Below are 26,779 nucleotides of genomic sequence, written 5' to 3'. Positions count from 1 at the left end.
ATGATAGTTGAATGTAAGACACTTGCTGAGACTGAATTAGGCGTTATCTACCGTCAATTATTACTAAATAGTAAGTTACTCGCTTTAATTGAAAATCAAACTGTTGCTGATCCCATACAAATATTCAAAGCTTCAAATAAACAATTAGCTGTATTTCATCCTAAAAAAAATAGCTTATTTTTTCCTGCAGCTACAGATCCAAAAAGTGCTTTAGATATTTTCATTTATTTAAAAGCGAATTACATCGTTAAGATTATTGAATGTGCTGAGGAATTAGCCGATAAAATTGGAGATTATTTACAAAAATTAAGTGAAAATTACAGTAGCGCAAAAATGCTTTTGATGTCTAAAGGGATAAGTGAAGACAGTACTTCGCTATCATCAGAATTTGAATTTCTCAAGGGCGAATCCCTTAGCGATTTTGGCGCTGATGTTCTTATTGCCAAATTTTCTAAGGAGCGATTGAATGTAATTCTCGATGAAGAAGAAGCCAAAAAATTGATTTTATCTCCTTCAAGAGCGTTTATGGGCTTAAAAGTAAGCGATGAGGTTGTAAGTATTGCCGCATGGATCAGAGAAATAAAAGGGTACCGTTGTCTGAGTTATGTTTATACAGACGAGAAATATAGAGGGCAAGGTTTTAGTCAATTACTCTTATCCAAGTTATTAAATGATATTAGCGGTAAATATAAAGGAGCATTTTTATTTGTAGATAAATCCAATATTCCTGCATTGAATTTATATCGTAAATTTGGATTTAGGGAATCTGGTTGCTTAGCGCAAATGAAATTAAAATAAACTCAGGTTGAGAGGTTCTCATATTAGAATTAATAGAATTTATGGACTATATTCCTCCCAAAGGGTAAGGAATTTTGGTCTTATTGTTTCAATATTCTAGCACTTCAAGTATCTTGAGATGTAAACATGGAATATAAATATGGCAAACAATTTAAACGAAAGAAAAATGAATTCTTTTTTAATCGATCTTAAAGAGGAAAAGCGTATTTTTGACCTGGTCAAAAATGGCATGACGATTACTGATGCAAATTCTACAATTATTTATGTTAATCCGGCATTTACAACTATTACGGGCTACAATAAAAGTGAAGCCATAGGAAATAATCCCGGAATGTTACATTCAGGCTATCATGGCAAAGACTTTTATGAACAAATGTGGGCCGACATTACGAATAAGGGAGCGTGGGAAGGGGAAATTTGGAATCGAAGGAAGTCTGGACAAATTTATCCTGCATATTTGACCATTTCAAAAATTCATTTTGCAAACAGCGATCAACTATTCTATTTAGCCATTTTCTCAGACATCACCTTCCTAAAGAGCGATATCAAGAACAAATATCATTTAGCATTTTATGATCCACTGACCGAACTACCAAACCGTAACCTTTTTCGAGAACGAGTGAACAAGATTTCTGATAATAAATTTGATGAAAAAACAGCTCTTTTATTTATGGATTTAAATAAATTTAAATACGTCAATGACACATTTGGACATTGTGTTGGTGATAAGTTGTTGAAACTTGTTGGAAGGCGGTTTGCTACCATTACAAGGAAAGATGATACGATTGCCAGAGTTGGTGGGGATGAGTTTGTAGCGATTGTTACAATCAATGAAGATTCGTGGCTCGAGAACTATGCTAATCGTATTGTTTATGCTGTTGAGCAGCCTTTTGTAATTGATGGAAATAAAATTAATGTATCCATCAGCATAGGAATTAGCATTTATCCTAAGGATACTGATAATGTCGATCAGTTGATTGAATATGCTGATAAGGCAATGTACTATGCCAAAAAACACGACTTACCCTTTCAATATTATGGTGATATTGAACTGGATACTCCCTGAACAGTTACCAAAAATAACCATCAAAAGTTGGAGTTGAGCTAGGACACAAACATCCCTATGCAACTTGAAAAACACTTGCTAAATCCATTTTTCATTTGCAGTAAAGGCGATGGTTAGCCAACGTTGAGGCGTGTCTTCTCCAATAGCCAACGCGATTTCATTACGAATGTCATCCAGGGTTTCAATGCTTGAAATTGGGAAGCTTTTGGGTACTACTATATGTATTTCAATAAATTGTGCTCGTCCTATTTTTGCAACATAGCTTGTATAGGTTTTAAAATTACGCTGTTTGATAAGCTCATCTAAAAAATCTCTTATTTTTTCGTCAAGCTCCAAGGGAGCCATGCGAAATATGTCTCGCATGGCATCACGGATGGCGGCCATAGGCACAAAAATCAAACAAGCAGTAAGAATCGCTAAAATAAGGGGATCAATGTAGGGCGTAAAATATCCATAGGCCCCACCATCAAGCAAGGTTGCGATACCAAATGCCAATAGAAGCGAAACGGAAATCAACGCAGACATTAACCAGCTTTGGATATCTAGTCGCAAGAATTCAGATTTAATTTTGCGATTTTTTTTTATCAAATAAAAATACATGCTGGTTGATAAAAAAAATACCAAAAGAGCAAATACAAAGGCCCAATCAAAATTCAGCTCATGCCCGCCGGACATTAAACTACCTATTGCATTGATCATCGCGTAAGTACAAAGAAGTATTAGAATACTTCCATTCAAAACAAGAACCATAGGTTCAATATGCCAGTAACCATATTGAAATCTCCGATTCCCCTTTCTTGTTAGAAGGCGGGCAACAAAAAAGGCCAGAATTGACATCACAGTATCAACCATATTAAACATACCGTCAAAGACGATAGCCAATGAGCCCGACAATAGCCCAAATAGTATACCTATCACAGCTAAGAGAAAGGTAACAGCTATTGATATTTTAAGAGCTCGCCGTTCATGAAGCCCCTCTTGTACTTTCATTTGAGTGATATCCTGATATTAAATAATGCCTTATCTTTGTATATTATTGCTTTAACAGCTCTTAATAAATCCATAGATTTATATTATTAGGCCTTTCAGATAATAACCGCTTCTTTATTTCAATTGTCACGGTATGTTTTTCGCCGGTTTTAGATAAATCAATTTATTTTACGCACATTAACCTTGCGTCCTTTTAATTTCCCACTTTGTAAATATTGGTACGCCTTATCAGCTTGGCTGTGGTGGATTGCAACATAGGAGTACAAAGCTGTAATGTTAATTTTGCCAATTGTGTTTCCTGCTAATCCTGCATCTTTGGTTAATGCACCAAGGATGTCCCCAGGGCGAATTTTATCCTTTTTACCGGAGGCAAGACAGAGTGTAACCATTTCTGGCATTAAGCGCGTGCTAGAGTTATTTTCTAACTCATGAATGTTCCCCCAGTGAATGGGCTGTGAGAGATTGTCTTCAATGATGCAAATTCGTTGGGCATCGGCTGGTGTTATAATACTTAACGCAATGCCTTTACTTCCGGCTCGTCCAGTTCGGCCAATACGATGAATATGGACGTCATGATCAAAAGCGAGATCAAAATTAATCACTGCAGAAAGTTCCTTTATATCAAGTCCTCGCGCCGCAACATCAGTGGCAACAAGAATAGAACAACTTTGGTTGGCAAAACGCAAGACAGCAAGATCACGATCGGCTTGTTCCATATCTCCATTTAAAGCAATGGCACTAAAGCCTTCACAGATGAGCTGGTCTGTAACTTCAGTTGTTTGTTGTTTGGTATTACAAAAAATTAATACTGAAACGGGTCGGTAGTGCAATAATAATGATTTTAATAGGGGAATTTTCTGAGCTTGTTTTGAGACTTCATAAAAATGTTGTTCAATATCAATTTCCTCAGGATGCGTCTCTACATAAATTTCTGTCGGGTTCTTCATAAATTGTTTTGACAGCTGTTTGATCTCTTCAGGGTAGGTTGCGGAAAAAAGTAAGGTTTGTCTTTGTTTAGGGCAAATCGAAATAATGTTTTTAATGTCATCAAAAAATCCCATATCCAGCATTCTATCTGCCTCATCCAAAACTAAGGTTTTTACCTGAGATAAGTCTAAAGAGGCGTTTTTTAAATGCTTAAGAACTCTTCCCGGTGTTCCCACAATTATATGAGATCCATGCCGTAATGAATCCAGCTGAGGTTTCATCGGTATACCACCAGATAAATTGATAATTTTGACATTGGGCATAAAACAGGCCAACCGACGGATGGCTTGGCTTACTTGTTCTGCAAGTTCACGAGTAGGGCAAAGAACCAAACCCTGTACTGCAAAAAAAGGTATTTTCAAATTATTTAATAAAGCCAAAGAAAATGCAGCAGTTTTTCCGCTCCCTGTTTTTGCTTGAGCTATAATATCTTCATTTTTAAGAATGATGGGCAGACTTTGCATTTGAATTGGAGTCATCCTTTCATAATTTAAAGAAACAAGGCTCTCTATTAATTCTTGACGAAGAGGGTGCTGAGAAAATGATAGGTGTTGCTCGATGTGTTCTGATTGCTTCATGAAGTTGTTTCCCCATTGTGCTTAATTGCTATTGATTCGTATAAGAATTGGTTTGTCGGTTTGCACAGTAATTATGATTTTAGCTCTTTTCCAATAATTTTCTGCTTTCCCGTTCGATAAATGCCGCCGGCTCCCTCTTTGTAAGTAAAATGGGTTGATATATATAGGTAAAAATACATAGGATAATCTGAGTGCTAGCCAAACTTTTTAATATATTAAAATTTAGTATAAATTATCGAGAACGCCTGGGTAATATGAAATTCTCTTGGGCCAGAGTTACTTATAATGACCTCGAAGTAACCACTACACTACAGTTAGATATAGTGGTAAAAAATATTAGCTATTTAAATTAAAGAACTACTATGTTTTGTGCTTGAAGGCCTTTTGCTCCTTGCGTCACAATGAATTGAACTCGCTGGCCTTCTGTGAGAGTTTTGAAGCCAGAACTTAAAATTTCTTTAAAGTGAGCGAATACATCCGGTCCGCCTTCTTGCTCAATAAAACCAAATCCTTTGGATTCGTTAAACCATTTAACGACTCCATTTACTGTTTTAGACATAAATTTTCCTAAGTGTTTATTATAATGCCTGTATAGGCGAATTTAGCCGGAAACCGGTCAAGAATTAAAAACTACCTAACGAGGGATTAAATGAATAAAACGACGATTTGGAGAGAATAAAATAGACATTTTCTAGCTGAGAATAGGTTACTACTTTTTAAGGTTATAAGTCAATCTTATTTGTAGGAGGGTGTTGTTGAAACCCTTAAACTATTCAATTTAGCCCATCATAACCAAAGGATTGTATAAATATTTTTTCTTCTTATTCTTTGACTGCATCTATAAAAAATTGTTAGCCTTCTTTTGTATTTTTATGAGCCTAAGCTTGCTTTTTTGATATCGTTCAAGATCTCTGTCCACTAAGGTGATATGTCCAACCTTGCGATTAGGATAAGAATTTTTACCGTAATCATGATAATGCACCCCTGGCATCTTAAGGCAAGAATGGATAGGGAACATCTTGCCAAGACAGTTTACTAAAAGGCAATTACTGATCAGTTCCGTATTCCCTATGGGTAGAGAAAAAATCGCACGTAAATGATTTTCAAACTGACTGGTTATTGCCCCTTCAATAGTTAGATGCCCCGAGTTATGAACTCTGGGAGCGATTTCATTGACTATTAAATTGCCGTTTTGATGAAAAAATTCTATGGTCATGATGCCGACATATTCCAACGAATCCATAATTTTTTTGGCAATAGTTTGAGCTTTTTGTTGCAATAGATTGTTTTCTAGTGGGGCTTCCGACCATTGAAGTATGCCATGATCATGATGATTTCTAATTAGAGGATAAAATTGGATTTCAGCTCGTTGACTTCTTACAGCAATAAGAGATAGTTCCTCCTGAAAAGGAACAAACTGTTCCAAAATCAAATCGCAAGACTGCAGCCTTTCCCAGGCTTTTGTCAAATCAGACAACTGATGAAGAGCATATTGTCCTTTTCCATCATAACCCAATCGTCTTGTTTTCAAAATGGCGGGCTTATTCCAACTTATAAACGTATCATGAAGTTCATCCTGGGTTTTAATCGCAGCAAAACGCGCAGTTTTGATCCCTAATGTGTTTAAAAATGATTTTTCCAATAAGCGATCTTGAGTCATTTTAAGCGCTTTTGTAGCTGGATAAAATGGAACCTTTTCAGCAATCAATTCAGCGCAAGTTAAGGGTATATTTTCCGTTTCAAATGTGACGCAATCCACTTCATTACAAAACTCTCTAAGTGCCTTCTCGTCGGAGAATGACGCGGAAACCAGACGAGTTATATCACGAATACAGGGATTGGGATCGGGTGAAAAGCAGACAGTACGAATCCCTAGCGAGTGCGCAGCAAGAACTAGCATTTTTGCTAATTGCCCGCCACCTAAGATACCGAGTTTCATAATAACTCCAATGGGGGCTTATTGTTTTCAAGAACTTTTTGACTTTGTTGCGCCCGATATTGATTTAAGCGCTCACAAATCGCAGTGTCGTTATTCGCAAGAATTGCTGCTGCCAAGAGTGCTGCATTAATCGCTCCTGCTTTACCAACGGCTAGAGTACCAACGGGTACGCCTGCTGGCATTTGAACTATAGAAAGCAGTGAGTCTAAACCATCAAGTAAGGAAGAGGGAATTGGTACACCCAAAACAGGAAGCCTCGTCATTGCTGCCATCATTCCAGGCAGGTGGGCTGCACCGCCAGCGCCAGCAATAATAATCTGTATTCCTCGGTCTGCGGCATTTCGTGCATAGTCATAGAGTTTGTCTGGTGTTCTATGTGCCGATACAATTTCTGCTTCAAAAGATATCTTCAAGCCATCTAAGGTTTTTGCGGTTTCACAAAGTATTGTCCAATCACTTTGCGACCCCATAACGATTCCAATCAAGGTTGTATTTTCCATCTTAATTTCCTCCTAAATTGGTTATGTTTCTAAGGATTACAATTATGACAATATTGAGGATCTGCGAATTCTAAACCGTCTTTTCGAGAGCGTGTGTCGCGATAATCACATTGGATACAACCCCATATTTCATGCTGATATAAGGACGTTGCTGAGGCACATTCTTTGCAAGGAAGATGGCCGGAGGTTTCTTTAAACCCAAAACCAGGTGTACAACAATTGGGACAACAACATTGAATTCGCTCGGCTAATTTTTGGGCGAGTACAGAAATCGCATGCATCCGTGTTGGGTTCATCATGGCTCTCATATCTGTTGCGATAAAGAGCTCCTTTTCTTGTTGAAATCCAAGATCCAAGGCAGTCTCGAGCGCCTTGATGTCTCTAATCCCTTTCGCAAGGACCTTTTTGTCGCTGTTGGTTTGCAGGGTCAGTGCATGCTCGGGAAAACCTGCTTTTTCTAAAAAATCGCCCAGTTCTGTTTGTGGGGTTATGGCCATCATACGGTAATTTGTTTTGGGTGTAGTATACTGCTCTGTAATAACCCAATTGTTTTTGCGATCTAAAAACACCATGATTTCATGGTCACTGGGAATAAAAGGAAGCGCGGGATGAGGGCCAAAACTTCCCTCGCTTGCAATTGCTAACTCATACCCATAATGTTCTGCGGCACGTCTTGCTTTCAAAACACAGGTATCAAAGGGACTTAATGTCCTTGCTATTTCACCAGTAAACGTACCAAATTGGTCGGTATCAAACTCGTGCACATCAAGTGTGCACGCTAGTTTTTCAAAAAATGCGTCGGCGATTGCTTTTTCTTTTTCATGTTTTGAGGCAAGTAAAACGGACTGATTTTTATAATGCATGATTAATCCTCTGTGTTTGAGTGAAAATAATCCATTCGCGCCACATCAACATCGGAGACGAACATAACACCGGAATTCTGTTGAAATAAGGTTTTCATTCCTAAAGCAAGAGTTGCAATTACCTCCTCTGGTGCTACGGCTAGAAACATAATCAGTGAAGCCCTGTCGTTGAATAATATTTTTCCCTCATGAAATCCATTATGACCTTTACCCGAGATGTTCCTTAATAAAGTAAATCCTGTGACTTTTGCTTCCTCCATCATCGAGCTGATGAGCTGCTCATGCTCGCCAGAGACTATGATTTCTATTTTCTTCATTGGATGAAGATTGATTCCAATATCCTTTCGCTCCTGAACCTTAATAACATTCATTTTTTTCCTCCTTTTAGTTTGATAAAATCCAATTGCCTGTTTGATTCAGTTTGTAGGCTAAACCAGAACTCGGCTCAATGATGACAAGGTGAACCCATTCATTGAAAAACAATGTTTTTAAAATCGCTTGTCGTTCGATGATGTTTGATACAAGTGCTTTTGGTGCATAAACTACAGTCAGTAAACGTTGGGGCTGATGGTAGGGCCTTTCATCACTGCTCATCACCGATTGCAGGGGAAGACCATGCATTAAATCGCTGCCATTACCTTGCATGATGCCAATTTTACCCGTGACATTGTGGGTGATTTTGCTCCCACTTCCATAAGCAACGTTATCGAGGGTTGAAAACAAATATTGGGTATTAATCCATTGAGCAACGACCATGGGTGCTGTCAGAATCGTTTCAAGGAAACTCCCTTCAGGATCTTGTTCCCAATCGTAAGAATGCAAAAAACATCGACCATCAAGATTGATGTTTTTTGTTAGAGTGCGAGGGGCAACAATAAAAGCGGCATTGCGTGCAAGACCCCATTCAGGTCTTGTTTCAGACCAATCCTGACTTCTTCGCTGAATGTCCTTTGCTGCATCGATTGAATTTAATTTTCGACCTCGCTCAAAATTATTGCTGAACTTTGCCTCCTCCAAATCAACAAGCAACTGATTTAGTAGGCTTGGATAAATGATTTTACTTGTTTTCAGGTTATAAATTTCAACGGAGTCGGTAGTGGTATTATGAAGTGCACCATAAAACACTGTGTCGAGAGGAATATGAATGCCCTTAAGCTCCAAAGCGCTTCTCACTTCTGTCTTATTAAGTATCGCGGCGAGTAATTTGGCATTGACTCCACCATGATTCCCACCACAGGCACCACAATCTAACGCGGAAGCATAGGGATTATTTTCTGTGGTACTTCCATGACCGCAAAGAATAATGATTTTTGCAAAATCTGCAGTGAGCCCCATGAGTCGTAATACGGTTTCGGCATAGTCAATCTGCTCATCTAGGGCGATGCCATGTTCCAAATTGGACTCAGTTAATTCAAACGAAGGTTCTGTTTGGATTTTGGGGGAGATATAATGGTTTAACGCTTGACTCGATTGCTTGGTAAAATTTGGAGCAAGCGATTGAGACAACATCTTCAAACCACACCATGCGCCAAGTGTTTCCACTAATGCAAAAGGTGTTGCAAAATTATACTTTAATTCTTGATAAAGCTTGCCAAGATTAGACTTTATTACTTTTCCCTGTTGGTGTTGTTCAATAAAACGTGCATTTGCAGCATTTGGTCTTTCATCGATGCGATAACGTGGTTTTAATAATACAGGGCAGCAGTCTTTTGTTTTACCACTCTCAAACTCTTGTACGCGAATAGGCAAGCCAAAAAAGCCAGCAAATCCCAGTGTTTGATAATTGCCCAGCCTCTCTATAGTCCTGCGGATGGGTTCGGAGCGAACATCAATACAAAACACAAGTTGCGCATCAGCTCTTTTGGTATTCTTCGCTAATTGATTCACCTCAGGCAAAAGTGTTTTTATCAAAGCTTGCTCGTATTGCTTTTCATTGCTTTTTATTTCTTCAAGAGCTTTTTGAACCAAAGAACCATCTTCTTCGCTTTTTTTTTCCTGGGAAGCATCTGGCCAGAGCAAACAGGTAATCACGAGACGTACGGCAAGAAAATCAGTTAGTGAAACAGGGATTTTGTCTACTGTCGTTGGATTGTGCCAGTGAGTTTTCCATTTCACAAAACCAGCCCAACCCGGTAAATGAAGAAAGGTTTGTGTGATGAACTCTTCCTCTTTTTCCTTGGGTACCTGAAGTTTATTCAGGCAAAGAATAATTGCCTCTTCAGCCTCTTCAGGCAAGCCCATTAACCATTTTTTTGCCTCTTTTTTATTGTGATGAAGCTTCTTATCAAAATAGGCTAATTTTAAAAATCCGAAATAAAATCCTTTATCTCGATGCGGCATTTCGATAGCACCTTGTCCTGCATCAAAAAAGCCGCCACACCATTTAATCATGTGCAGGTTGACTTCTTCTAAAGCGCGATTGCGTGTATTTTCCTTTCGTCTAAAACCACCCATTGCCAAGGCTTCTTCAAAAGTTTGTGCTTCAAATCCTTGCAACGGGTTGCAGGCTATAAAGGTTTCTAGCGGCCAGACTGGAGCAATTCGTTTGGCCGCATTGTCCACCAATGCACGCACTTCAAGTTTCCTGCTTTGGGCTTTGACTGAATTATTTGTTTTCATAGAGTATTCATTTGATTTTTCTTCGTTCGCGATTACTTTTGCTGTTCTCATAGTTACTCCTCAGGATAATTAGTATTTATAACCAGACCGTAGTGTGGTTACAGTTTTTGGAGATGGTTGGCTTTGATTGAACAAGTTCATGTAAAACCAGCACCAGAAATTGGATTCTTTTATTCTTTTCGTTAACCCAAGATTAAACATAAGCCAGGGTAATACGAGAAGTAACAAGGTCATCAGATGAAGTATCGAAAGCTTGGGTAAGTAAAACTGAGTCAAATTAGGAAGCAACAACTCAATCAGATGTATGCTTCCTCCATAAATCAAACCAGCTAAGGAAGACATCAATAATCCAATCGTCATATTTGTGATGGACAAACGATTGTCCATTAGCGTTAGCATCAGTTGAGTTCCTGCAATGAATGCAAAAACCAGTAAAAAGGTGGTTGCTTGCAGAGATAAGATAGGCTTGTTCGTCATAAAGGCAAAACCAAGCATGCCTATAAAGCCACCAATACTTGCAATGAGTAATACAGCTGGTTTGTATGCATGAATTTTAGGTTCATTGTTTTTTTGCGTCATGATAGATCCAGAACTCAAGAACAGATAAGCCTTGAATAGACCATGCCAGCACAAATGGGCAACAGCCGCTGCGAATAGTCCCAGACCGCATTGCATCATCATAAATCCCATTTGCGCCAAGGTTGAGCAGGCTAGCATTCTCTTGATGTCATGCTGCATGAGCTTCCAAAAAGTTCCCAGAAATACTGAGACAGCACCCAGAATGAATACAATCATGAGTAAGCCGCTGGATGCTGAAAATAGTGGTGCAAACTTTACAATGATGATCCCACCGCCATTTACAAGACCTGCATGCATCAAAGCAGAAACAGGTGTTGGCGAGTTTAAAGAGCTTATAAGCCAGCGATGAAAGGGCCAGATGGCCGACTGAGTTAAACCGGTGAGCGTGATAAGAGTCATCGCAGTTGTAAAAACAGAGGAATTTATAAACTCTTTTTCGTCTAAAGCTTGGATTGACGTAGTGTCACCACTTAAGGTGATTAGAATAACGGCTGCTAACAAACTGATGCTGCCTAGTAATAGGGTACTTAGAGCGAGTCGTCCTGAGTTTTTTGCAGCAGTCCATTCTTTTTTATGAACAATTAACAAAATTAGGAAAACATTGCTTAGCGACCAGGATAGCCAAAACAGAAAGAGGTTATCGGCAAGAACCATAACTATGGCACTCAGAGTAATGGCTGCAAGGGTACTAAAGTAACGGGAATAGAGTTTGTCACCATCCATGTACCTTAAAGAAAATCGATGAACGGTAAAACTTACCAATAAAATTAAAGTCGAAAGTAATAAACTTAAGGTATTAAAAGTGATATACAGGTTGGTTTTAGGTGGTTCTGCAAAAGTGAGATGGCCTAATAAAAAAAGGCCGATTATAAAACCAAATCCTACAAAAAAACTTGCCCAACGAGCAGCTAAGACTGCTTTTTTCCTGCCACTGCCACAGTTAACTAGCAGCGCGAGTGTCGGACATGCCAGAAGCGCACCATCTAAAAAATGTATTAATGTATTCACAGTATTCCTCATAAGAAATTGTTTTGCTACAATGTAAATATATTAGATAAACTTATATAAGTTAAATTAATAATATTAATGTTTGATATTAGGAATTCTAATGAGTCTTGATACAGTGACCTTGCAGTGCTTCCTGGCGGTAGCAGAAACCCAGAGTTTTACAAAAGCCGCACTTCGAGTGGGGCGTACTCAATCGGCGGTAAGCCAGCAAATTGCAAAACTCGAGCAGTTAATTGAAAAACCATTAATTCTTCGAGGACGTGAGTTGTCTTTGACACCAGATGGAGAGCTTTTTTTAGGCTATGCCAAAAAGATTTATGAACTTCATCGCGAATCACTGGACCGTTTTAAAGCACCCGAGCTTCATGGAGAGATTCGTTTTGGTCTGCCTGAGGATTTTGCTTCAATGATTTTATCAGATGTACTGGTTGAGTTTTCACGACATCATCCACGGGTGATGCTCAATGTTGAATGCGAGCTCACGCTTAATTTAATCGAGCGTTTTAACCAAGGCGATTTTGATTTGATTTTGATTAAAACCAATCAAATAAATCATATTGCTGAGGGTGTAGATGTTTGGAATGAGCCAGTAGACTGGGTAGGAAAAAGAGAGCTTCTGACTCAACTGAACAAAACCACCCCAATTCCGCTAGTGCTTTCACCAACACCTTGCGTCTATCGTGGTAATGTGATTGATTCTCTAGAAAAGAATCATTTAAATTGGCGTCTTGTGTTTAGTAGCCCAAGTTATGCGGTGAAAATGGCTGCTGTGCGCGCAGGACTAGGAATTACTGCGATACAACGGAGTATGATTCCCAGCGATCTTGACCGCCTTGATGAGAATTTCTTACCTAAGTTGAGTGAAATTCATGTATCCTTATTAAAAAGGAAAAAACAGAACAAGGCTATTGAATCGCTTGAGTATTTCATAATGAAAAAATTAAAACATTGATGTCTTTGAAAAATAAAAAAGGATAATTAGGAAAAAATGAATTCAATCAGGGATGTTTTAGATAAGCCAACACTCTTATCCATTGCACTCATTAGTTTGGTAGCAAGTCTATTAACTTTGAGTATTCCGATTGCAGCGCAGACATTAATTAATTTGATTGCCTTTGGAAAGTTACTGCAGCCTGTTGTTACCTTGAGCTTTATAGTTCTGATTCTGATGCTGGCACTAGGCGCATTAAATATATGGCAAACGGTAATTCTGGAAGTAGTGCAACAAAAATTGATGGTGAAGATAAGTTTGAATCTCACGAGACAATTCAACAACCTCTCTTTGGATAATTTTTCAACACACAATGGGCCAGAGCTGGTTAATCGTTTTTTTGAAGTAGTAACCATCAAGAAATCACTTTCAAGTCTTTTACTATATGGGGTTAACTTAGGGCTTCAACTTTTTTTTGGGTTATTACTGCTCCTATTTTACCATCCATTATTCCTGATCTTTGATGGATTTATCATTCTAAGCATCATCTTGATTATTTTCATTCCCTATCGTAAAGGACTCGCCAGCGCAAAAGAAGAATGTGCTCAAAAGCATCAGGTAGGCTCCTGGCTCGAAGAGCTTTTAATCAATCGGTTTCTATTTCGGTTTAGCAAATGCAGCCATTACGCTACGTTACAATCGGATAAGCGATTAGTTTCCTTTTTACATGCAAGAAATACTCATTTTAGACAGCTCATACAACATCAAATTGGATTTTATGTGCTTTCTGCGCTTTCCAGCAGCCTCCTTCTGGGCTTAGGGGGATATCTCGTTATTAAAAATCAACTCAGTTTGGGGCAGTTAGTGGCTGCTGAAATCGTACTTGGTGCATTGATTTATGCATTTAAACGATTTGGCGTACTTCTAGAGAATTATTACGATTTAATTGCTTCTGAAGGTAAGATTGATACAGTACTTAATTTATCAGTAGAAGAAATTAAAATGGATCTTAATGCTCTATTTCTACCGATGAAATCGATAGAAATTAAATTTCCACATAAAAGTCCGGCAGTTGCCGCTTTGGAGCAACCACTCTTTATTTATTCTCAAGATGCAGAACGCTGCAAAACATTTTCCGAGTCGCTTTTAGGGTTTGGAAAAAAATATGACATGGCCATTTTAGTGAATCAAAATTTGTGTAATGAAGAACATCGATCAGCACTTCGTCAATTCAGTTTATTGTTGCGAAAACCCGAGTGGTTTGCCGGAAGTATCTATGACAATTTAGTACTTAACCATAAAAATACACCACTGAAAATAATTATGGAGCAATTAGAACACTTTGGACTATCTGAAAAAATAATGCGTCAGCCCGATGGCTTAAAAACGATTATTTATGATTGGCAAAATGAGTTTACACAATTCGAACTGATTGCTCTTATGATTATACGAGCTGTCTTGCTTCAACCTCAGTTGCTCATAATTGACAGAGTTTTTGATGGATTAGAGAACGAAAAAAGTGAACTTCTTATCACACCATTGCTGAACTTAAAAAATACGATTTTGATTTTGGTCACCCAAAACCATGAATTTAAAAAAGTGACAAATCATGTGGTGCTTTCATGAAATTACATGCCTATGCAATGATAAAAAAACTACCAAAGCCCCAAAAAATTGCCAAAATAATTTTTATTATTGCCCTGATTATCACTCTGTTTTTAGCGTTCACTCCATGGCAACAGTTTGCTCTTGGCAATGGCAAAGTGATTGCGTTTTCTCCCACCGAGAGGCTTCACACGGTTAATTCTCCAATCAATGGACGTATCAAAAAATGGTATGTCGATGAGGGGATGACCGTAAAAGCAGGAGATCCTTTGGTCGATATCACAGATAATGATCCCAAGTTACTAACACGATTAGAATTGGAAAAAAAAGCAATTGCCCTTCGGATTGAGGCCGCAGAGCAATCAATTGTTGCGGGAAAATCTAATCTTGAGCGCCAAAAAAAACTGTATCAACAGGGAATTAATTCAAAGCGTCAATATGAATTAGCACAAATTGAATACTCCAAATATCAAAGCGAGTTAGCGCAAGCAAACATTGATATGGTGGATATTGACGTACGTATTGCACGTCAGCAATCACAACTTATAAAGGCGCATGTAGCAGGGGTAATTTATAAACGATTGACAGGCCAAGAGAGTGTGGTTGTCAAAGCTGGCGATGTTTTGGCTCAAATCATTCCGCAGACTGAATCACGAGCTGTGGAACTATGGATAGATGGTAATGATATTCCATTTGTTCGAATTCATCAAAAAGCTCGATTACAGTTTGAAGGATGGCCTGCGATCCAATTTAGAGGTTGGCCTGCAATTGCTGTTGGCACTTTTGGAGGTACGGTTTCCTTTATAGACCCTACAGACAATGGTACGGGATTATTTCGTGCAGTAATTGTTCCTGATGAGCCCTGGCCTCAGCCACAATTTTTAAGACAAGGTGTACGTGTACATGGTTGGGTTCAATTAGGAGAAGTGCCTTTATGGTATGAACTGTGGCGCCAGTTTAATGGTTTTCCGCCTGAAAGTACTCCAGAGAAGACTCAGCCATGAAGAGATATTATACTCATAGCGAATTTAAGAGTCAGTTGATCTTAGGATTTTGTTATTTGCTCCTTTCCACGGTATGTATCGCAAGTGAACCACACAAATTAACTTTGGATATGGTGCTGCGGAAAGTAACTCTATATTATCCAAAAATTAAAATTGCACGTTTGGAAATTACCAAAGCTCAAGGTGCTCACTTGAGTGCATTGGGAAAGTTTGACCCATCTCTTGATGCAAATACTCGTTCTCAACCTGCTGGTGGCTATATTAACAATTATGGAGATACCCAGCTTACTGTTCCTACCTTTTATAATGGAGTCAAATTATTTGCTGGTTATCGAAATGGGAATGGGAACTGGCCGATTTATTATCAAAATTACTTAACCAATTCAGGCGGGGAATATCGAGCAGGACTTTCACTGCCTTTACTTCAGGATCGATTGATTGATAAGGAGCGAACCAATTTATTAACTACCGCGGAGTCGATTGAAATGAAAAAAAACGACGCGGAAGCGATTAAAATTAAAATTTATCAGGAAACAATCAAAGCCTATTGGCAATGGGTTGAGGCTGGATTGCAATTAAGAACATTTAGACACCTACTAAAATTGGCTCAAAAGCGGCAACATGCTATTGAGCAACAGGCGAATCAAGGTGATCTTCCTAAACTTGCGATTACTGAGAATTTGCAACAAATAGTCCAGAGAGAACAATTGCTCAACCAAGGAAAGATGATATTTGAACAGGCTGGAATTAATTTATCTCTGTATTATCGAGATGAACAAGGAAATCCCAAAGTTCCATCGGAAAACAGCCTTCCTCTGCGCGTGTTAACCAACCCAAGACAATTAGCGCCTGGCATATCGCAGTTAGCGCATCATCCTTCACTTAAGAAGCTACAAAATTACTCAAAAATCATCAAGCTTAAACGTGATTTAGCACAAAATGAGCTGCTGCCTAATTTGGATGCTACTGCATACACGTTTAAACAAAATGGTACTGGAGGATATCCATTGTTAATACCAGAAGCCGCCTATATAGGAGTTTCTTTCAAATTCCCTGTACTCCAGAGGGAAGCAAAAGGTAAATTAATTCGTACCCAAAGTGAGCTATACCAAATCAGAGCAGAACAAAAGTTTATGTATGAGCAGCTTAGGAATGAACTTACCAATCTTTATATCGGGATAAGAAGAATTCATCAGCAGATAGCATTTTTAAAAAAAGAGTATGATTTGGCATTGAAGGTGCAGCAAGGAGAGACACAAAGGTTTCATGCAGGGGATAGCACTTTGTTTCTCGTGAATCAACGAGAACAGGCAACAACTCAGGTAAAGCTTAATTGGATTAATGCCCAGGTGCAGCAGGAGGAGTTAAAAGATCTAGTCCGCTTTTTTTCCTCAGCAGATATAAATTTTCCCCAAAAAAATGGCTAAAGTGCGGCAAAAATTATGAACAGACCACATGAAGTTATTTTAGATGTAACATTCAATAATAACTCATCAAAACATAATCGCAGCGTCGTATTTTCACTCATATAAAATATATAATATCCTCACTATCTAGCATCAAATATGGAGAGAAGAGTTTGAACAAGAAAAACGGAATTCAACTGATTATTTTGATCCTATCCTTTGAACTGATTGGTTTCTTATTGGGCTTACTAACGCAAGCGAACATCTATTCCTGGTATGAGGGGCTTCATAAGTCAATTTTAACTCCTCCCGGGTGGGTATTTTCCGTGGTGTGGTCAATCTTATATGCTTTTCTTGCGATTGTTGGATTTACATTATGGCAAAATCGCAACAAGCCCCACACTAAAACAGTACTTAGTCTTTACCTAGTACAATTAGTGATGAATTGGCTATGGACCCCGCTTTTTTTTCAACTGCATTGGTTGGGTTTTAGTTTTTTATGGATACTAATCATGGTGGGTTTGAATGCTGCCATTATTTTAATGACCGTTAGAAGTAAGGAAAAAGGAATCCTTTTACTCATAATCCCCTATTTTTTGTGGCTTATTTTTGCGAGCTATCTCAATGGGATCATTTGGGCTCTTAATGCTCAAGCCTAAAGACAGCCTGAGTCTAAAGAAGTTAGGATTTCTTGTGCCTTGGTTTGAGTGGCTTCTTTTTTATCCGGGGCCATTTTTTGCCAATTCATATAGGCGTAGTGAAGTCGAGGATTATTTTTAAGCTTTTCTTCGTTTTGTTTAAGAAAATTCCAATATAACGCATTAAATGGGCAGGCTTTTTCTCCTAATAAATCATTTGGATTATAAGAGCACGATTCACAAAAATTACTCATGCGCTGAATGTATTTTCCACTGGCAGCATAGGGTTTGCTGGCCATCAAACCACCATCAGCATAAAGTGCCATACCTAAAGTATTAGGAAGCTCTACCCACTCATAGGCATCGGCATAAACAGCAAGATACCATTCACACACTTGCTTAGGATTTATGCCTGCAAGTAATGCAAAATTACCGGTTATCATTAATCGTTGGATATGATGCGAATAAGCTTCTACTGAAGTTTGGCGAACGACTTCCCTTATACAAAACATTTTAGTATCTGCACCCCAAAAAAAAGCTGGCAAGTCTCTATTAGCATGAAAGTGATTCATTTCTTTGTAGGCAGGCATAAAATGCCAATAAATACCACGGATGAATTCGCGCCAACCAAGAATCTGACGTATGAATCCTTCTACTGAATTAAGAGGGGCTTTTTTTTCTAGGTAAGCTTGTTCTGCCATACGACATAACTCTATAGGTAACAACAGTCCGGCATTAAGATAAAACGATAGTTTAGAATGATATAAAGTTGTTTCATTCGTTAACATAGCATCCTGATAGGCACCAAAAGAGATAAGGCAATGATTAATAAAATAATTTGCTTCGGACAAGGCTTGGGCGCGAGTCACAGCCAAGTCAAAGGGATGTAATTGACCGAAATGTTTTGAAAAATATGCTGCCACCAATCTCAAAACTTCGGCAGTAATCTCATCTTTTGGATAATCCAAGCGTTTTGGAAAAGAAGGGATGTGTTTTGCAGGATTACGATTTTGCGCATCATAATTCCAAGAACCCCCGATTGGACTTCCATTGTTATCAATTAAAATATGATATTTTTGACGCATCATCCGGTAAAAAAATTCCATGCGTAGTTGCTTTTTTCCTTTGGCCCAATCGTTAAATTCATTAATGGTGCATAAAAAGCGATGGTCCTCGTAAACCGTTAATGAGACCGGCAATTTACTTTTCAAATCTTCAAACATTTTAAGAACCCGCCATTCCCCTGGCTCAGTAAGGCATATTGCTGAAGGCCTTAGTTCTTCAACGGCTCGTATAAGTTCTTTGACTAGGCTGCCTTGATTGTCGGGATCATCAAATTTTGTGTAGCGGACGCGATATCCTTTTATCTTTAGTGTTTGAGCAAAATGGCGCATTGCAGAGAACAAAAATGCAATTTTTTTGGGATGATGACTGACATAAGTTGCTTCCTCTGTAACTTCACACATCAATACAACATCATCATGCATATTTATTTCACTAAGTGCAGACAAACTTTCACTCAATTGATCGCCTAAAATAAAACAGAGTTTTGCCATAAATTCGATTTTTATAAGTTAGTTAAATTTTCATCTTGGGACGAACACGGCTTAAGCCCCCATCCACCGCAAGAACTTGGCCGGTTATCCAGCTATTTTCTGGACTAAGTAAAAATACAATCGCTTGAGCAATATCGTCAGGTGTACCAATACGTCCTAAAGGGTGCATCGCTTTGGATGCATTATGAGCTAACTGATTATTTAGTAAAGGTGAGGTTAATGGGCTATTTACCATTCCTGGTGCTACCACATTGACTCTTAGATTATTGGGGGCATAAGTAGCTGCTGCTGCTTGAGCAAGACCTATAACTCCCGCTTTAGCTGCAGCAATCGCCTCATGATTTGCGAGTCCAACCAAGGCTGCTGCTGATGAAATCAAAACTACTGAGCCGCCATTTTTCATCATCAAACCAGCAGCACGAATTGTTGCAAATGCGGTAGTTAACGAAGCATTAATGCAGGTTTGAAACTCTTCAAATGTTGTCGAATGGGCACTTTTCAAGAGTAATGAACCCGCGCAATTAACAACACCATCAATGTTGCCAACCGTTCGAAACACATCGCTAACTGCATCAAAATCGCAGGCATCAATTAAAAAGTCTGGATTAATTTTATGTTTATCCCTTGCAGTGGTAAATACCGTGTCGCCGCGATTTTTCAACAAAGTAGTAACTGATTGTCCAATTGCACTACTTGCCGCAATAACCAAATAATTAGCCATAGTATGATTCGTTGAAGAGGAGTACGTTAAATATGATTGAAGCAAGTAAAAACTTCAATATTTTTGAATGAATTAACCCTCAGTCATCTAAACTTTAAAAAAAGTTGACCTCCATTTAAGCACATGAATCATTCTCACTACGAAAGCAGCTGTTTTTTAGGATTATGTTCGAAGAGCAAAGACTCATCAGTTGTGCTAATAAGTTGTCAGTCAAATATATTTGATAATTTATTGTACATATACGATAATTTCTAGTGGAGCAGTAATGCGGTCACGCTGCATTGCAAAACTCAGTTGGTTATAAACGGAGTGATGAAATGCTTGTGGAAATTCTATCACGTATCCAGTTTGGTTTTAGCATTGGGTTTCATATTCTATTTCCCACATTGAATTTAGGATTGGCTGTTTTTTTAGTCATCATGGAGCTATTTTGGCTAAAAACAAGAAAAACAGTTTATCTTGAAATATGTAAACTTTGGACTAAGATTTTTGCTCTTACTTTTGGAATGGGGGTCGTTTCGGGCATTGTGCTTGCCTATCAAATTGGAACGAATTTTGGTCCGTTTATCACTCAGTTTGGTAATGTTTTGGGGGCATTATTTGCTTATGAAACACTGACCGCCTTTTTCCTTGAGGCAGGTTTTTTAGGCGTGATGCTCTTTGGTTGGAAAAGGGTACCGCCGCTGCTGCATTTTATTGCAACTTTGCTTGTTGCTATTGGGACAACCATTTCTGCTTTTTGGATTATGTCGGCCAATTCATGGATGCAAACACCTAGTGGTTATGAGATGATTGATGGAAAGTACGTAGTCGCCAGTTGGTGGGCTGTAGTGATGAACCCATCGTTTATACCTCGTTTTATCCATATGGTCTTAGCATCTTATGTGACAACTTCTTTTGTCATTATGGGTGTGGCTTCTTATTATTTGCTTCGCAAAAAAGCAGTGGAGGCAGCAAAGAAAACCATGTCCTTTGCACTTTGGGCTGCTTTGATTCTTGTTCCTGTTCAAATTGGGGTAGGTGATGTTGTAGGGCTGATGGTTAAAGAGCATCAACCGCTTAAAACAGCGGCCATGGAGGGGCTTTGGCATACTCAGAACGGTGCGCCTTTGGTCTTATTTGCTTGGCCTTCTCAAGAACAACAACAAAATAAGTATGCTATTGAAATACCTAAACTAGCCAGTTTAATCAATACACATGATTGGAATGGAAAAATGGTTGGTTTGGATTCGGTACCAACTGACCAACAACCGAGAGTTGCTCCTGTTTTTTTCTCATTTAGAATTATGGTAGGCATTGGTCTTTTGATGTTCGCAACAGCAATTTTAGGTCTACTCCTCCGTTACAAAAACAAAGTTTATCAGGCAACATGGTTTCATTACTGGTGTTTTGCACTAACGCCACTCGGATTTATAGCTACTATTTCAGGATGGCTCACTGCCGAAATTGGACGACAGCCTTGGGTGGTGTACGGGTTATTAAAAACTCATGATGCGGTTTCAGCAATCAGTACTGAAGACGTGATTATCTCTTTTGTTCTCCTTGTTCTTGCCTATGGAATTGTTTTTGGTTTTTATCTGTATTATTTGTTGAAGCTTATCCGTTTGGGCCCCGAAGTGATTGAGCAAGACCATGTTGAACATCACGCTTTTCAGTACATGACTGATTTAAACGTGGAGAAAAAATAATGCTTCCACTTATTTTTGCTGTATTGCTTGCCTTCATTGTCATGATGTACGTCATTTTGGATGGTTTTGATTTGGGTATTGGAATTTTATTTCCTTTTACCAGCAGTGAGAATGAGCGGGATAAAATGATGAATTCAATTGCACCTGTATGGGATGGCAATGAAACTTGGTTGGTCTTTGGTGGTGCTATCCTTTATGGAGGATTCCCACTGGTTTATGGGGCTCTTCTACCTGTTCTCTACATGCCGTTAATGTTCATGCTTATTGCTTTGATTTTTCGCGGCGTCAGCTTTGAATTTCGATTTAAAGCGGATCGCTCAAAACCCGTTTGGAATTGGTTATTTGCGATAGGTTCAGTTGCTGCAGCTTTTTTTCAAGGAGTTATTTTAGGATGTTTTGTTCAAGGGTTCTCAATGGATCCCCAAACAATGACAATAAGTCAGGGTAGTTGGTTAACTCCATTTAGCTTATTTACCGGTGTTGCCTTAATTAGTGGTTATGGGCTTCTTGGCGCAACGTGGATGATTATCAAAAGTAGAGGTAGACTTCAACGAAAAATGGTTCATTATGCCCAGGGCTTATTAATTATTGTCAGTTTCTTTTTAGTCTTTGTTAGTATCTGGACTCCATTGCACAGTGCTGAAGTTTTTCATCGCTGGTATCAATTTCCTAATTTTTTATTGTTAAGCCCACTCCCTCTAAGTACTGCACTTGCGATTTATCTTACTTGGAGAAACTTATCTTTGAATTCTAATAATGAGCGCAAGCCGTTTATTTACAGCATTATCATATTCTTGTGTTCTTATGTAGGCATAGCCATCAGTGTTTATCCTTATTTGATTCCACATCAGATTACGATTTGGGAAGCGGCAGCGCCATCTTCGACACTCACATTCATATTAGTTGGTGTGGTTATTATGTTGCCGATCTTACTTGCATATACCTTGTATGCCTATTATCTTTTTAGAGGTAAAACAGAGGAGCATTACCATTAGGTGCCTAAATGGCAGCTATAATTTATCTAATATAGTTTCATGAGGAATTGAATCATGGCAAATCAAACACGTGAAGGTCTCATTAATCAGGCTAAGAATAGTTCTAAACCAATCGCTTTGATTTATTCACCAATCGAGCTGCATGAATATATAGTAGAAATTATTGCTAAAGATTCCGATGAATTTATTCATAAAGGAAAAGAACTTTTGCATTTCAACTCTATTGACGATGCTATGTCCCGAGCAGCTGAATATGGAGCAGAGGAATTTTTTCTGTGTGCTGATAATACGTACGATGAATGCGGCTCAGAAAGTGGACCACAATCTTTTGATTATATTCCTATTCATTCAAAATATAAGCAAAATAAAAATAATTAGTTTTAAATTGAATGAATGGTGATATAAGCTACTATTTGGGATTTGGTGAAGAATTAGGGATTAATTTGATGAAGTCTTTAGGATGCTTGATACGCAGTTGGATTGTAAGCGAAAATAATTATACTCCCGATGAATCATTGGGCAATAAAATTGATTGGATTCGAGTGATTCCTTTCGTGATGATTAACCTGAGCTGCCTGTTGGTTTTTTCTGTACGCTTTAGTTGGATTGCCATAGGTACAGCACTTATTCTGTACTTTTTTCGTCTATTCACAATCGGTGCTTTTTACCACCGTTATTTCTCACACAAGGCATTTAAAACAAGTCGCTTTTGGCAATTCATTTTTGCAGCCCTTGCAGGAACCTCTGCTCAACGGGGTCCTCTCTGGTGGGCTGCACATCACAGGCAGCACCATATGGTGTCTGATACTGCAGAAGACGCACATTCACCGGTACAACATGGATTTTGGTGGAGTCATGTAGGTTGGTTTTTAACAAAGAAACATTATCACTACAATCCGGAGCGAGTCAGGGATTTGGAGCAATATCCTGAACTCGTTTTTCTTGAACGCTATGATATTTTGATGCCAGCATTATTGTTTTTTGTCCTTTTCGTAATCGGCTGGGTGCTACAGACTTATGCGCCTCAATGGAATACCGGAATTGGTGAAATGCTCGTCTGGGGCTTTAGTATTTCCTTAGTGGCAACGTTTAATACAACCGTGATTATCAATTCACTGTGCCACGTCTATGGTACAAGACCTTATGAAACTTCAGATAACAGTAAAAACAATCTTTTCTTTGCCTTAATTACACTTGGCGAGGGTTGGCATAATAACCACCATCATTATCCCGCATCAGCCCGTCAAGGTTTTCGATGGTGGGAAATTGACATTACCTACTACCTAATCAAACTTTTAGAACTAATGGGTATCGTTTGGGATGTTAAACCGGTGCCTAAATCTGTATTAGAACAGAACTTGACCCAAAAGTAATTGTTGCTATTTATGGAGAACTATGATGAAACTTATAGGGCTTTTTTTCTTCACGATGATTTGTGTCTTTGTACTGGACATGATTTGGTTAGGCTTCATTGCCAAAAGTATTTATGCAGAACACATCGGCATGTTGTTACGTAAATCAACTGAGGGAATGGCGCCTATTTGGTGGGCAGCAGCAGTTGTTTATGTTTGCATCACCTTAGGCATTCTTTATTTTGTTCTTCCTGGCGCACAAGGTAATTACCTGCAAGCATTAGCTGGAGGAATAATCCTTGGTCTTGTGACCTATGGGATATATGATTTTACCAATTACTCAATCCTCGCAAGCTGGCCTTGGAAGATAACCCTAATCGATTTTATTTGGGGAATGGTGTTATGTGGTTTGAGTAGTCTATTTGCGGTCTTCATTCAGAATCGATTTTTTTCTTGAACCAAGGGAAAAACATTGAGGTTTGCTTTTGATATGCAATGTATTTTTGTCCTCTTGATTGTATGGAACCTCTTTCGGTCAAGGGACCTGTCATACGGGTAAAAATGACATAAAGCATTAAAGGAGAAAGTATGCTTAAGTACCCAATATTTGACTGTATCGCAAATAAGGCGAATCCCATCCAACTCAACCAATCAAAAAAATAATTGGGGTGACGAGAATAATTCCATAAGCCTTCGTTACAAACTTCCCCTTTGTGTCGAGTTTTGAAACGTTGCAGCTGCAAATCGGCCAAAGTCTCACCCATGATTCCGACTAAAATAATGCAAAATGCAATGCTATCTAATAAGGAAATATGAGTCAGTCCTGATTTGCTAATCAGAAAAAATACACTTGAAATAATTAGAATCAATAGTCCTTGGAGTTGGAAGTTAATAAAAAAACCGAGAGAGGGGCTTATTTTCCAATTTGAACTCAGTTCGAGATAGCGCTTATCAACATGTCCTTTTCTTATTCGGGTGTACCATAGATAGATTGCAAGGCGTAAGGCCCATAGAATGAGAAGACAACCAATAATCAAAGTACGAGTATTTAGCGTAGTTAAACTTAAATAAATTAAACCTGAAACCATTAACCCTAATGACCATGAAACATCAACAACGGAAGGATTTTTTAGAATTCGATATAATCCCCACATGAAACTCATTTGTAAAATAAGATAAATTACTACGGTACAGAGAGCATACATTATTTACTCTCCTTTACTTTTTGGTAACAGTAGACGCAAAATGGCAATAAAAGAGACCAAATTAACCCAATAAAAAGACAAGTTATATCGCTGCCATAAGGAAAAAAAGCAGCGCCCAAGCTTCCTCCAATGCGAAATGCCAACGAAAAGCCTGCACATGACAAAAGCCCGAGCAAAAGCAGGTGATCGAATAGGCTACTTAATGTGGCATATAAAACAACCGTAAAACTTATCCATATAGTCATCATCCAAGGAGAAGTAAAATAGGGAGAAAAGGGGTTTGCTGAATAAATTACAATTCCTTTATAAACCAGAGTGCTATCGACCAGAGTACTGATAGAGACGACTATCGCTAATAAAAGCCATAGCCCTTGTAGGGGCCTTCTCGTTTGATGTTGCCAGTACAATTGCAACAAAACACAAGCAACTACAATAAGAGGGCTTATCCATGCATATCCGCGAGCAGCAAGTAGGATGCATGCAAACCAAGCTACATAGTAAGCAATTGTATGAATCAGGTAATGTAATGTCTTCATCTTCTCTTTCGCCACAAGGCATGAATATCACTAATGTAATTGGTCTGGAAGCCCGCGGCACAATAAAAAAAATAGAATTCCCAGGTTCGAATAAAAGACTCAGTAAATCCTTGTGCAAGAATTTCTTGTTTATTTGCTAATAATTTTTTATGCCAATCATTCAAAGTAGAAACATAATGTTGTCCTATGTCTTCAAATGACAGCAATTGCAAGGTGGTTTTGCTGGCAATTGATTTATTTATCGAAAACACCGAGGGCAAGCAGCCGCCAGGGAAAATATATTTTTTAATAAAATCGACCTCATCTTTTGCTGCTTCATAGGCTTGATCATTAATTACGATTGCCTGTAAGAAGAATAAACCTTCAGGTTTAAGAAGCTGATTACATTGTTGAAAAAAGGTATCAAAATATTTATGTCCAACTGCCTCAATCATCTCGATTGAAACTACTTTATCGTATTGTCCAGAAAGCTTTCTGTAATCTTCTTTTAATAATTGAATCTGATTGTCTAAGCCCAATTGACTGATTTTTTCTTTGACATAAAGGTATTGTTTTTCTGAAATGGTCGTTGTGGTCACCTTACAGCCATACTCTTGCGCTGCATAACAAGCAAATCCACCCCATCCTGTGCCTATTTCCAATATATGATCACTGGGTTTAAGTTGCAATGCACTACATATAGCTTGAATTTTTTTCTTAGAAGCTTCCTCCAAGCTGATATCCGATGGTTTATAAAGCGCGCAAGAATACATCATTGAGGGGTCGAGAATTAATTTAAAGAAATCATTTCCTAAGTCGTAATGGGCCAGAATATTCTCTTTAGCGCGACGAACTGAATTATTTTTTAATTTATAGCTTATGGTTCTCATCAAATTAAAAAAACGAGCGATGGGACTTTCAATATTATTGAAGAGGGAGTCATTTTTAATAAAAAGTGTAATCAATTTTTGTAGGTCGTTTGTATCCCAATTTCCATCGATGTAACTTTTTCCAGCACCAACAGAGCCTCCAAGAAGGATTGCTCTATAAGCATTGGGATTATTTATATTGATTGTAGGAATTAAATCATTTTTTTCTTGTTCATGACCAAATACATAGCGGCTCTCATGATCATTGACTTCGACAGCCCCATGTGTGATGCCATTTAATAACTTAAAAAAGATTTTTTTGCAGAATCTTACACTCAGAGTGGATAAATAATTATTTTGGTTCATG

Annotated in this window: 26 protein-coding genes; 12 read left to right on the top strand and 14 right to left on the bottom strand. The window is 38.4% G+C overall.

Annotated elements, in window-relative coordinates; translation table 11 throughout:
• Both BW930_RS11525 and BW930_RS11520 read left to right on the top strand, forming a co-directional pair.
• On the top strand, positions 1-798 hold the full coding sequence (locus BW930_RS11525) for a GNAT family N-acetyltransferase (RefSeq protein ID WP_058466860.1): 798 nt from the start codon (positions 1-3) through the stop codon (positions 796-798).
• Positions 799-937: 139 nt separating this feature from the next.
• On the top strand, positions 938-1,864 hold the full coding sequence (locus BW930_RS11520; protein WP_058466861.1) for a GGDEF domain-containing protein: 927 nt from the start codon (positions 938-940) through the stop codon (positions 1,862-1,864).
• Positions 1,865-1,942: 78 nt separating this feature from the next.
• On the opposite strand, the gene BW930_RS11515 is transcribed toward BW930_RS11520, so the two are convergent.
• The 9 genes from BW930_RS11515 to BW930_RS11475 all read right to left on the bottom strand — a co-directional run bounded on the left by BW930_RS11515 (position 1,943) and on the right by BW930_RS11475 (position 11,939).
• Positions 1,943-2,854: a cation diffusion facilitator family transporter gene (locus BW930_RS11515; RefSeq protein WP_058466862.1), complete on the bottom strand. Its 912-nt coding sequence runs from the start codon at positions 2,852-2,854 to the stop codon at positions 1,943-1,945.
• A gap of 158 nt (positions 2,855-3,012) precedes the next feature.
• Entirely contained in the window at positions 3,013-4,419 is a 1,407-nt protein-coding gene (dbpA, locus tag BW930_RS11510) for an ATP-dependent RNA helicase DbpA (RefSeq protein WP_058466863.1), read from the bottom strand.
• Positions 4,420-4,768: 349 nt separating this feature from the next.
• Positions 4,769-4,978, bottom strand: coding sequence for a cold-shock protein (locus BW930_RS11505; RefSeq protein WP_058466864.1), 210 nt, complete (start codon positions 4,976-4,978; stop codon positions 4,769-4,771).
• Positions 4,979-5,257: 279 nt separating this feature from the next.
• Complete coding sequence (locus BW930_RS11500) at positions 5,258-6,358, bottom strand: 5-(carboxyamino)imidazole ribonucleotide synthase (protein WP_058466865.1); 1,101 nt, start codon at positions 6,356-6,358, stop codon at positions 5,258-5,260.
• Positions 6,355-6,858 carry a 5-(carboxyamino)imidazole ribonucleotide mutase gene (purE, locus tag BW930_RS11495; protein ID WP_058466866.1) on the bottom strand — a complete coding sequence of 168 codons (504 nt, stop codon included), beginning with the start codon at positions 6,856-6,858 and terminating at the stop codon, positions 6,355-6,357. The genes BW930_RS11500 and purE overlap by 4 nt, the downstream gene beginning before the upstream one ends.
• A 29-nt stretch (positions 6,859-6,887) precedes the next feature.
• Positions 6,888-7,721, bottom strand: coding sequence for a DUF6671 family protein (locus BW930_RS11490; RefSeq protein ID WP_058466867.1), 834 nt, complete (start codon positions 7,719-7,721; stop codon positions 6,888-6,890).
• Positions 7,722-7,723: 2 nt separating this feature from the next.
• A complete protein-coding gene (locus BW930_RS11485; protein ID WP_058466868.1) occupies positions 7,724-8,092 on the bottom strand; it encodes a P-II family nitrogen regulator in 369 nt (122 codons plus the stop codon).
• A 13-nt stretch (positions 8,093-8,105) separates the two neighbouring features.
• Positions 8,106-10,391, bottom strand: a complete 2,286-nt coding sequence (locus tag BW930_RS11480) for a DUF2309 domain-containing protein (RefSeq protein WP_058466869.1) — start codon at positions 10,389-10,391, stop codon at positions 8,106-8,108.
• An 18-nt stretch (positions 10,392-10,409) separates the two neighbouring features.
• Entirely contained in the window at positions 10,410-11,939 is a 1,530-nt protein-coding gene (locus BW930_RS11475; protein ID WP_115266208.1) for a proton-conducting transporter transmembrane domain-containing protein, read from the bottom strand.
• Between the two features lie 88 nt (positions 11,940-12,027).
• Here BW930_RS11475 and BW930_RS11470 point away from each other — a divergent pair, with 88 nt between their 5' ends.
• The 5 genes from BW930_RS11470 to BW930_RS11450 all read left to right on the top strand — a co-directional run bounded on the left by BW930_RS11470 (position 12,028) and on the right by BW930_RS11450 (position 17,532).
• Positions 12,028-12,879 (top strand): LysR substrate-binding domain-containing protein, encoded by an 852-nt coding sequence (locus BW930_RS11470; protein ID WP_058466871.1) that lies wholly within the window; start codon positions 12,028-12,030, stop codon positions 12,877-12,879.
• Positions 12,880-12,915: 36 nt separating this feature from the next.
• Positions 12,916-14,484 carry an ABC transporter transmembrane domain-containing protein gene (locus BW930_RS11465; RefSeq protein ID WP_058466872.1) on the top strand — a complete coding sequence of 523 codons (1,569 nt, stop codon included), beginning with the start codon at positions 12,916-12,918 and terminating at the stop codon, positions 14,482-14,484.
• Complete coding sequence (locus BW930_RS11460) at positions 14,481-15,467, top strand: efflux RND transporter periplasmic adaptor subunit (RefSeq protein WP_058466873.1); 987 nt, start codon at positions 14,481-14,483, stop codon at positions 15,465-15,467. The genes BW930_RS11465 and BW930_RS11460 overlap by 4 nt, the downstream gene beginning before the upstream one ends.
• The gene (locus BW930_RS11455) at positions 15,464-16,894 is read left to right on the top strand and encodes a TolC family protein (protein WP_058466874.1); all 1,431 of its coding nucleotides are present in this window, start codon (positions 15,464-15,466) and stop codon (positions 16,892-16,894) included. The genes BW930_RS11460 and BW930_RS11455 overlap by 4 nt, the downstream gene beginning before the upstream one ends.
• Positions 16,895-17,046: 152 nt before the next feature.
• Complete coding sequence (locus tag BW930_RS11450) at positions 17,047-17,532, top strand: TspO/MBR family protein (RefSeq protein ID WP_058466875.1); 486 nt, start codon at positions 17,047-17,049, stop codon at positions 17,530-17,532.
• On the opposite strand, the gene BW930_RS11445 is transcribed toward BW930_RS11450, so the two are convergent.
• Entirely contained in the window at positions 17,529-19,067 is a 1,539-nt protein-coding gene (locus tag BW930_RS11445; RefSeq protein ID WP_058466876.1) for a cryptochrome/photolyase family protein, read from the bottom strand. The two genes, BW930_RS11450 and BW930_RS11445, sit on opposite strands and share 4 nt — an antisense overlap.
• A gap of 22 nt (positions 19,068-19,089) precedes the next feature.
• Entirely contained in the window at positions 19,090-19,788 is a 699-nt protein-coding gene (locus BW930_RS11440) for an SDR family NAD(P)-dependent oxidoreductase (RefSeq protein WP_058466877.1), read from the bottom strand.
• A 317-nt stretch (positions 19,789-20,105) separates the two neighbouring features.
• Here BW930_RS11440 and BW930_RS11435 point away from each other — a divergent pair, with 317 nt between their 5' ends.
• From BW930_RS11435 to BW930_RS11415, 5 genes are all read left to right on the top strand, one after another.
• Positions 20,106-21,476, top strand: coding sequence for a cytochrome ubiquinol oxidase subunit I (locus tag BW930_RS11435; protein WP_058466878.1), 1,371 nt, complete (start codon positions 20,106-20,108; stop codon positions 21,474-21,476).
• Positions 21,476-22,471: a cytochrome d ubiquinol oxidase subunit II gene (gene cydB, locus BW930_RS11430; protein WP_058466879.1), complete on the top strand. Its 996-nt coding sequence runs from the start codon at positions 21,476-21,478 to the stop codon at positions 22,469-22,471. Before BW930_RS11435 ends, cydB begins: the two co-directional genes overlap by 1 nt.
• Positions 22,472-22,525: 54 nt before the next feature.
• Entirely contained in the window at positions 22,526-22,849 is a 324-nt protein-coding gene (locus BW930_RS11425; RefSeq protein ID WP_058466880.1) for a DUF6482 family protein, read from the top strand.
• Between the two features lie 68 nt (positions 22,850-22,917).
• Positions 22,918-23,844 (top strand): acyl-CoA desaturase, encoded by a 927-nt coding sequence (locus BW930_RS11420; protein ID WP_058466929.1) that lies wholly within the window; start codon positions 22,918-22,920, stop codon positions 23,842-23,844.
• A gap of 22 nt (positions 23,845-23,866) precedes the next feature.
• Positions 23,867-24,280 carry a DUF2177 family protein gene (locus BW930_RS11415; RefSeq protein WP_238587819.1) on the top strand — a complete coding sequence of 138 codons (414 nt, stop codon included), beginning with the start codon at positions 23,867-23,869 and terminating at the stop codon, positions 24,278-24,280.
• Here BW930_RS11415 and BW930_RS11410 read toward each other — a convergent pair.
• The 3 genes from BW930_RS11410 to BW930_RS11400 are packed head-to-tail and all read right to left on the bottom strand — an operon-like array spanning position 24,255 to position 26,778.
• Positions 24,255-25,028 (bottom strand): DUF1295 domain-containing protein, encoded by a 774-nt coding sequence (locus tag BW930_RS11410; protein WP_058466882.1) that lies wholly within the window; start codon positions 25,026-25,028, stop codon positions 24,255-24,257. The genes BW930_RS11415 and BW930_RS11410 overlap by 26 nt on opposite strands.
• The gene (locus BW930_RS11405; protein ID WP_058466883.1) at positions 25,028-25,564 is read right to left on the bottom strand and encodes a DUF2878 domain-containing protein; all 537 of its coding nucleotides are present in this window, start codon (positions 25,562-25,564) and stop codon (positions 25,028-25,030) included. The genes BW930_RS11410 and BW930_RS11405 overlap by 1 nt, the downstream gene beginning before the upstream one ends.
• Positions 25,561-26,778 (bottom strand): SAM-dependent methyltransferase, encoded by a 1,218-nt coding sequence (locus BW930_RS11400; RefSeq protein ID WP_058466884.1) that lies wholly within the window; start codon positions 26,776-26,778, stop codon positions 25,561-25,563. The genes BW930_RS11405 and BW930_RS11400 overlap by 4 nt, the downstream gene beginning before the upstream one ends.
• Between the last annotated feature and the right edge of the window lies 1 nt (position 26,779).

The organism is Fluoribacter gormanii, from assembly GCF_900156395.1.
GTDB classification, from domain to species: Bacteria; Pseudomonadota; Gammaproteobacteria; order Legionellales; family Legionellaceae; genus Legionella; species Legionella gormanii.
The sequence above is the reverse complement of the archived record's forward strand: the minus strand, read 5'-3'. Positions and strand labels throughout refer to the sequence as shown.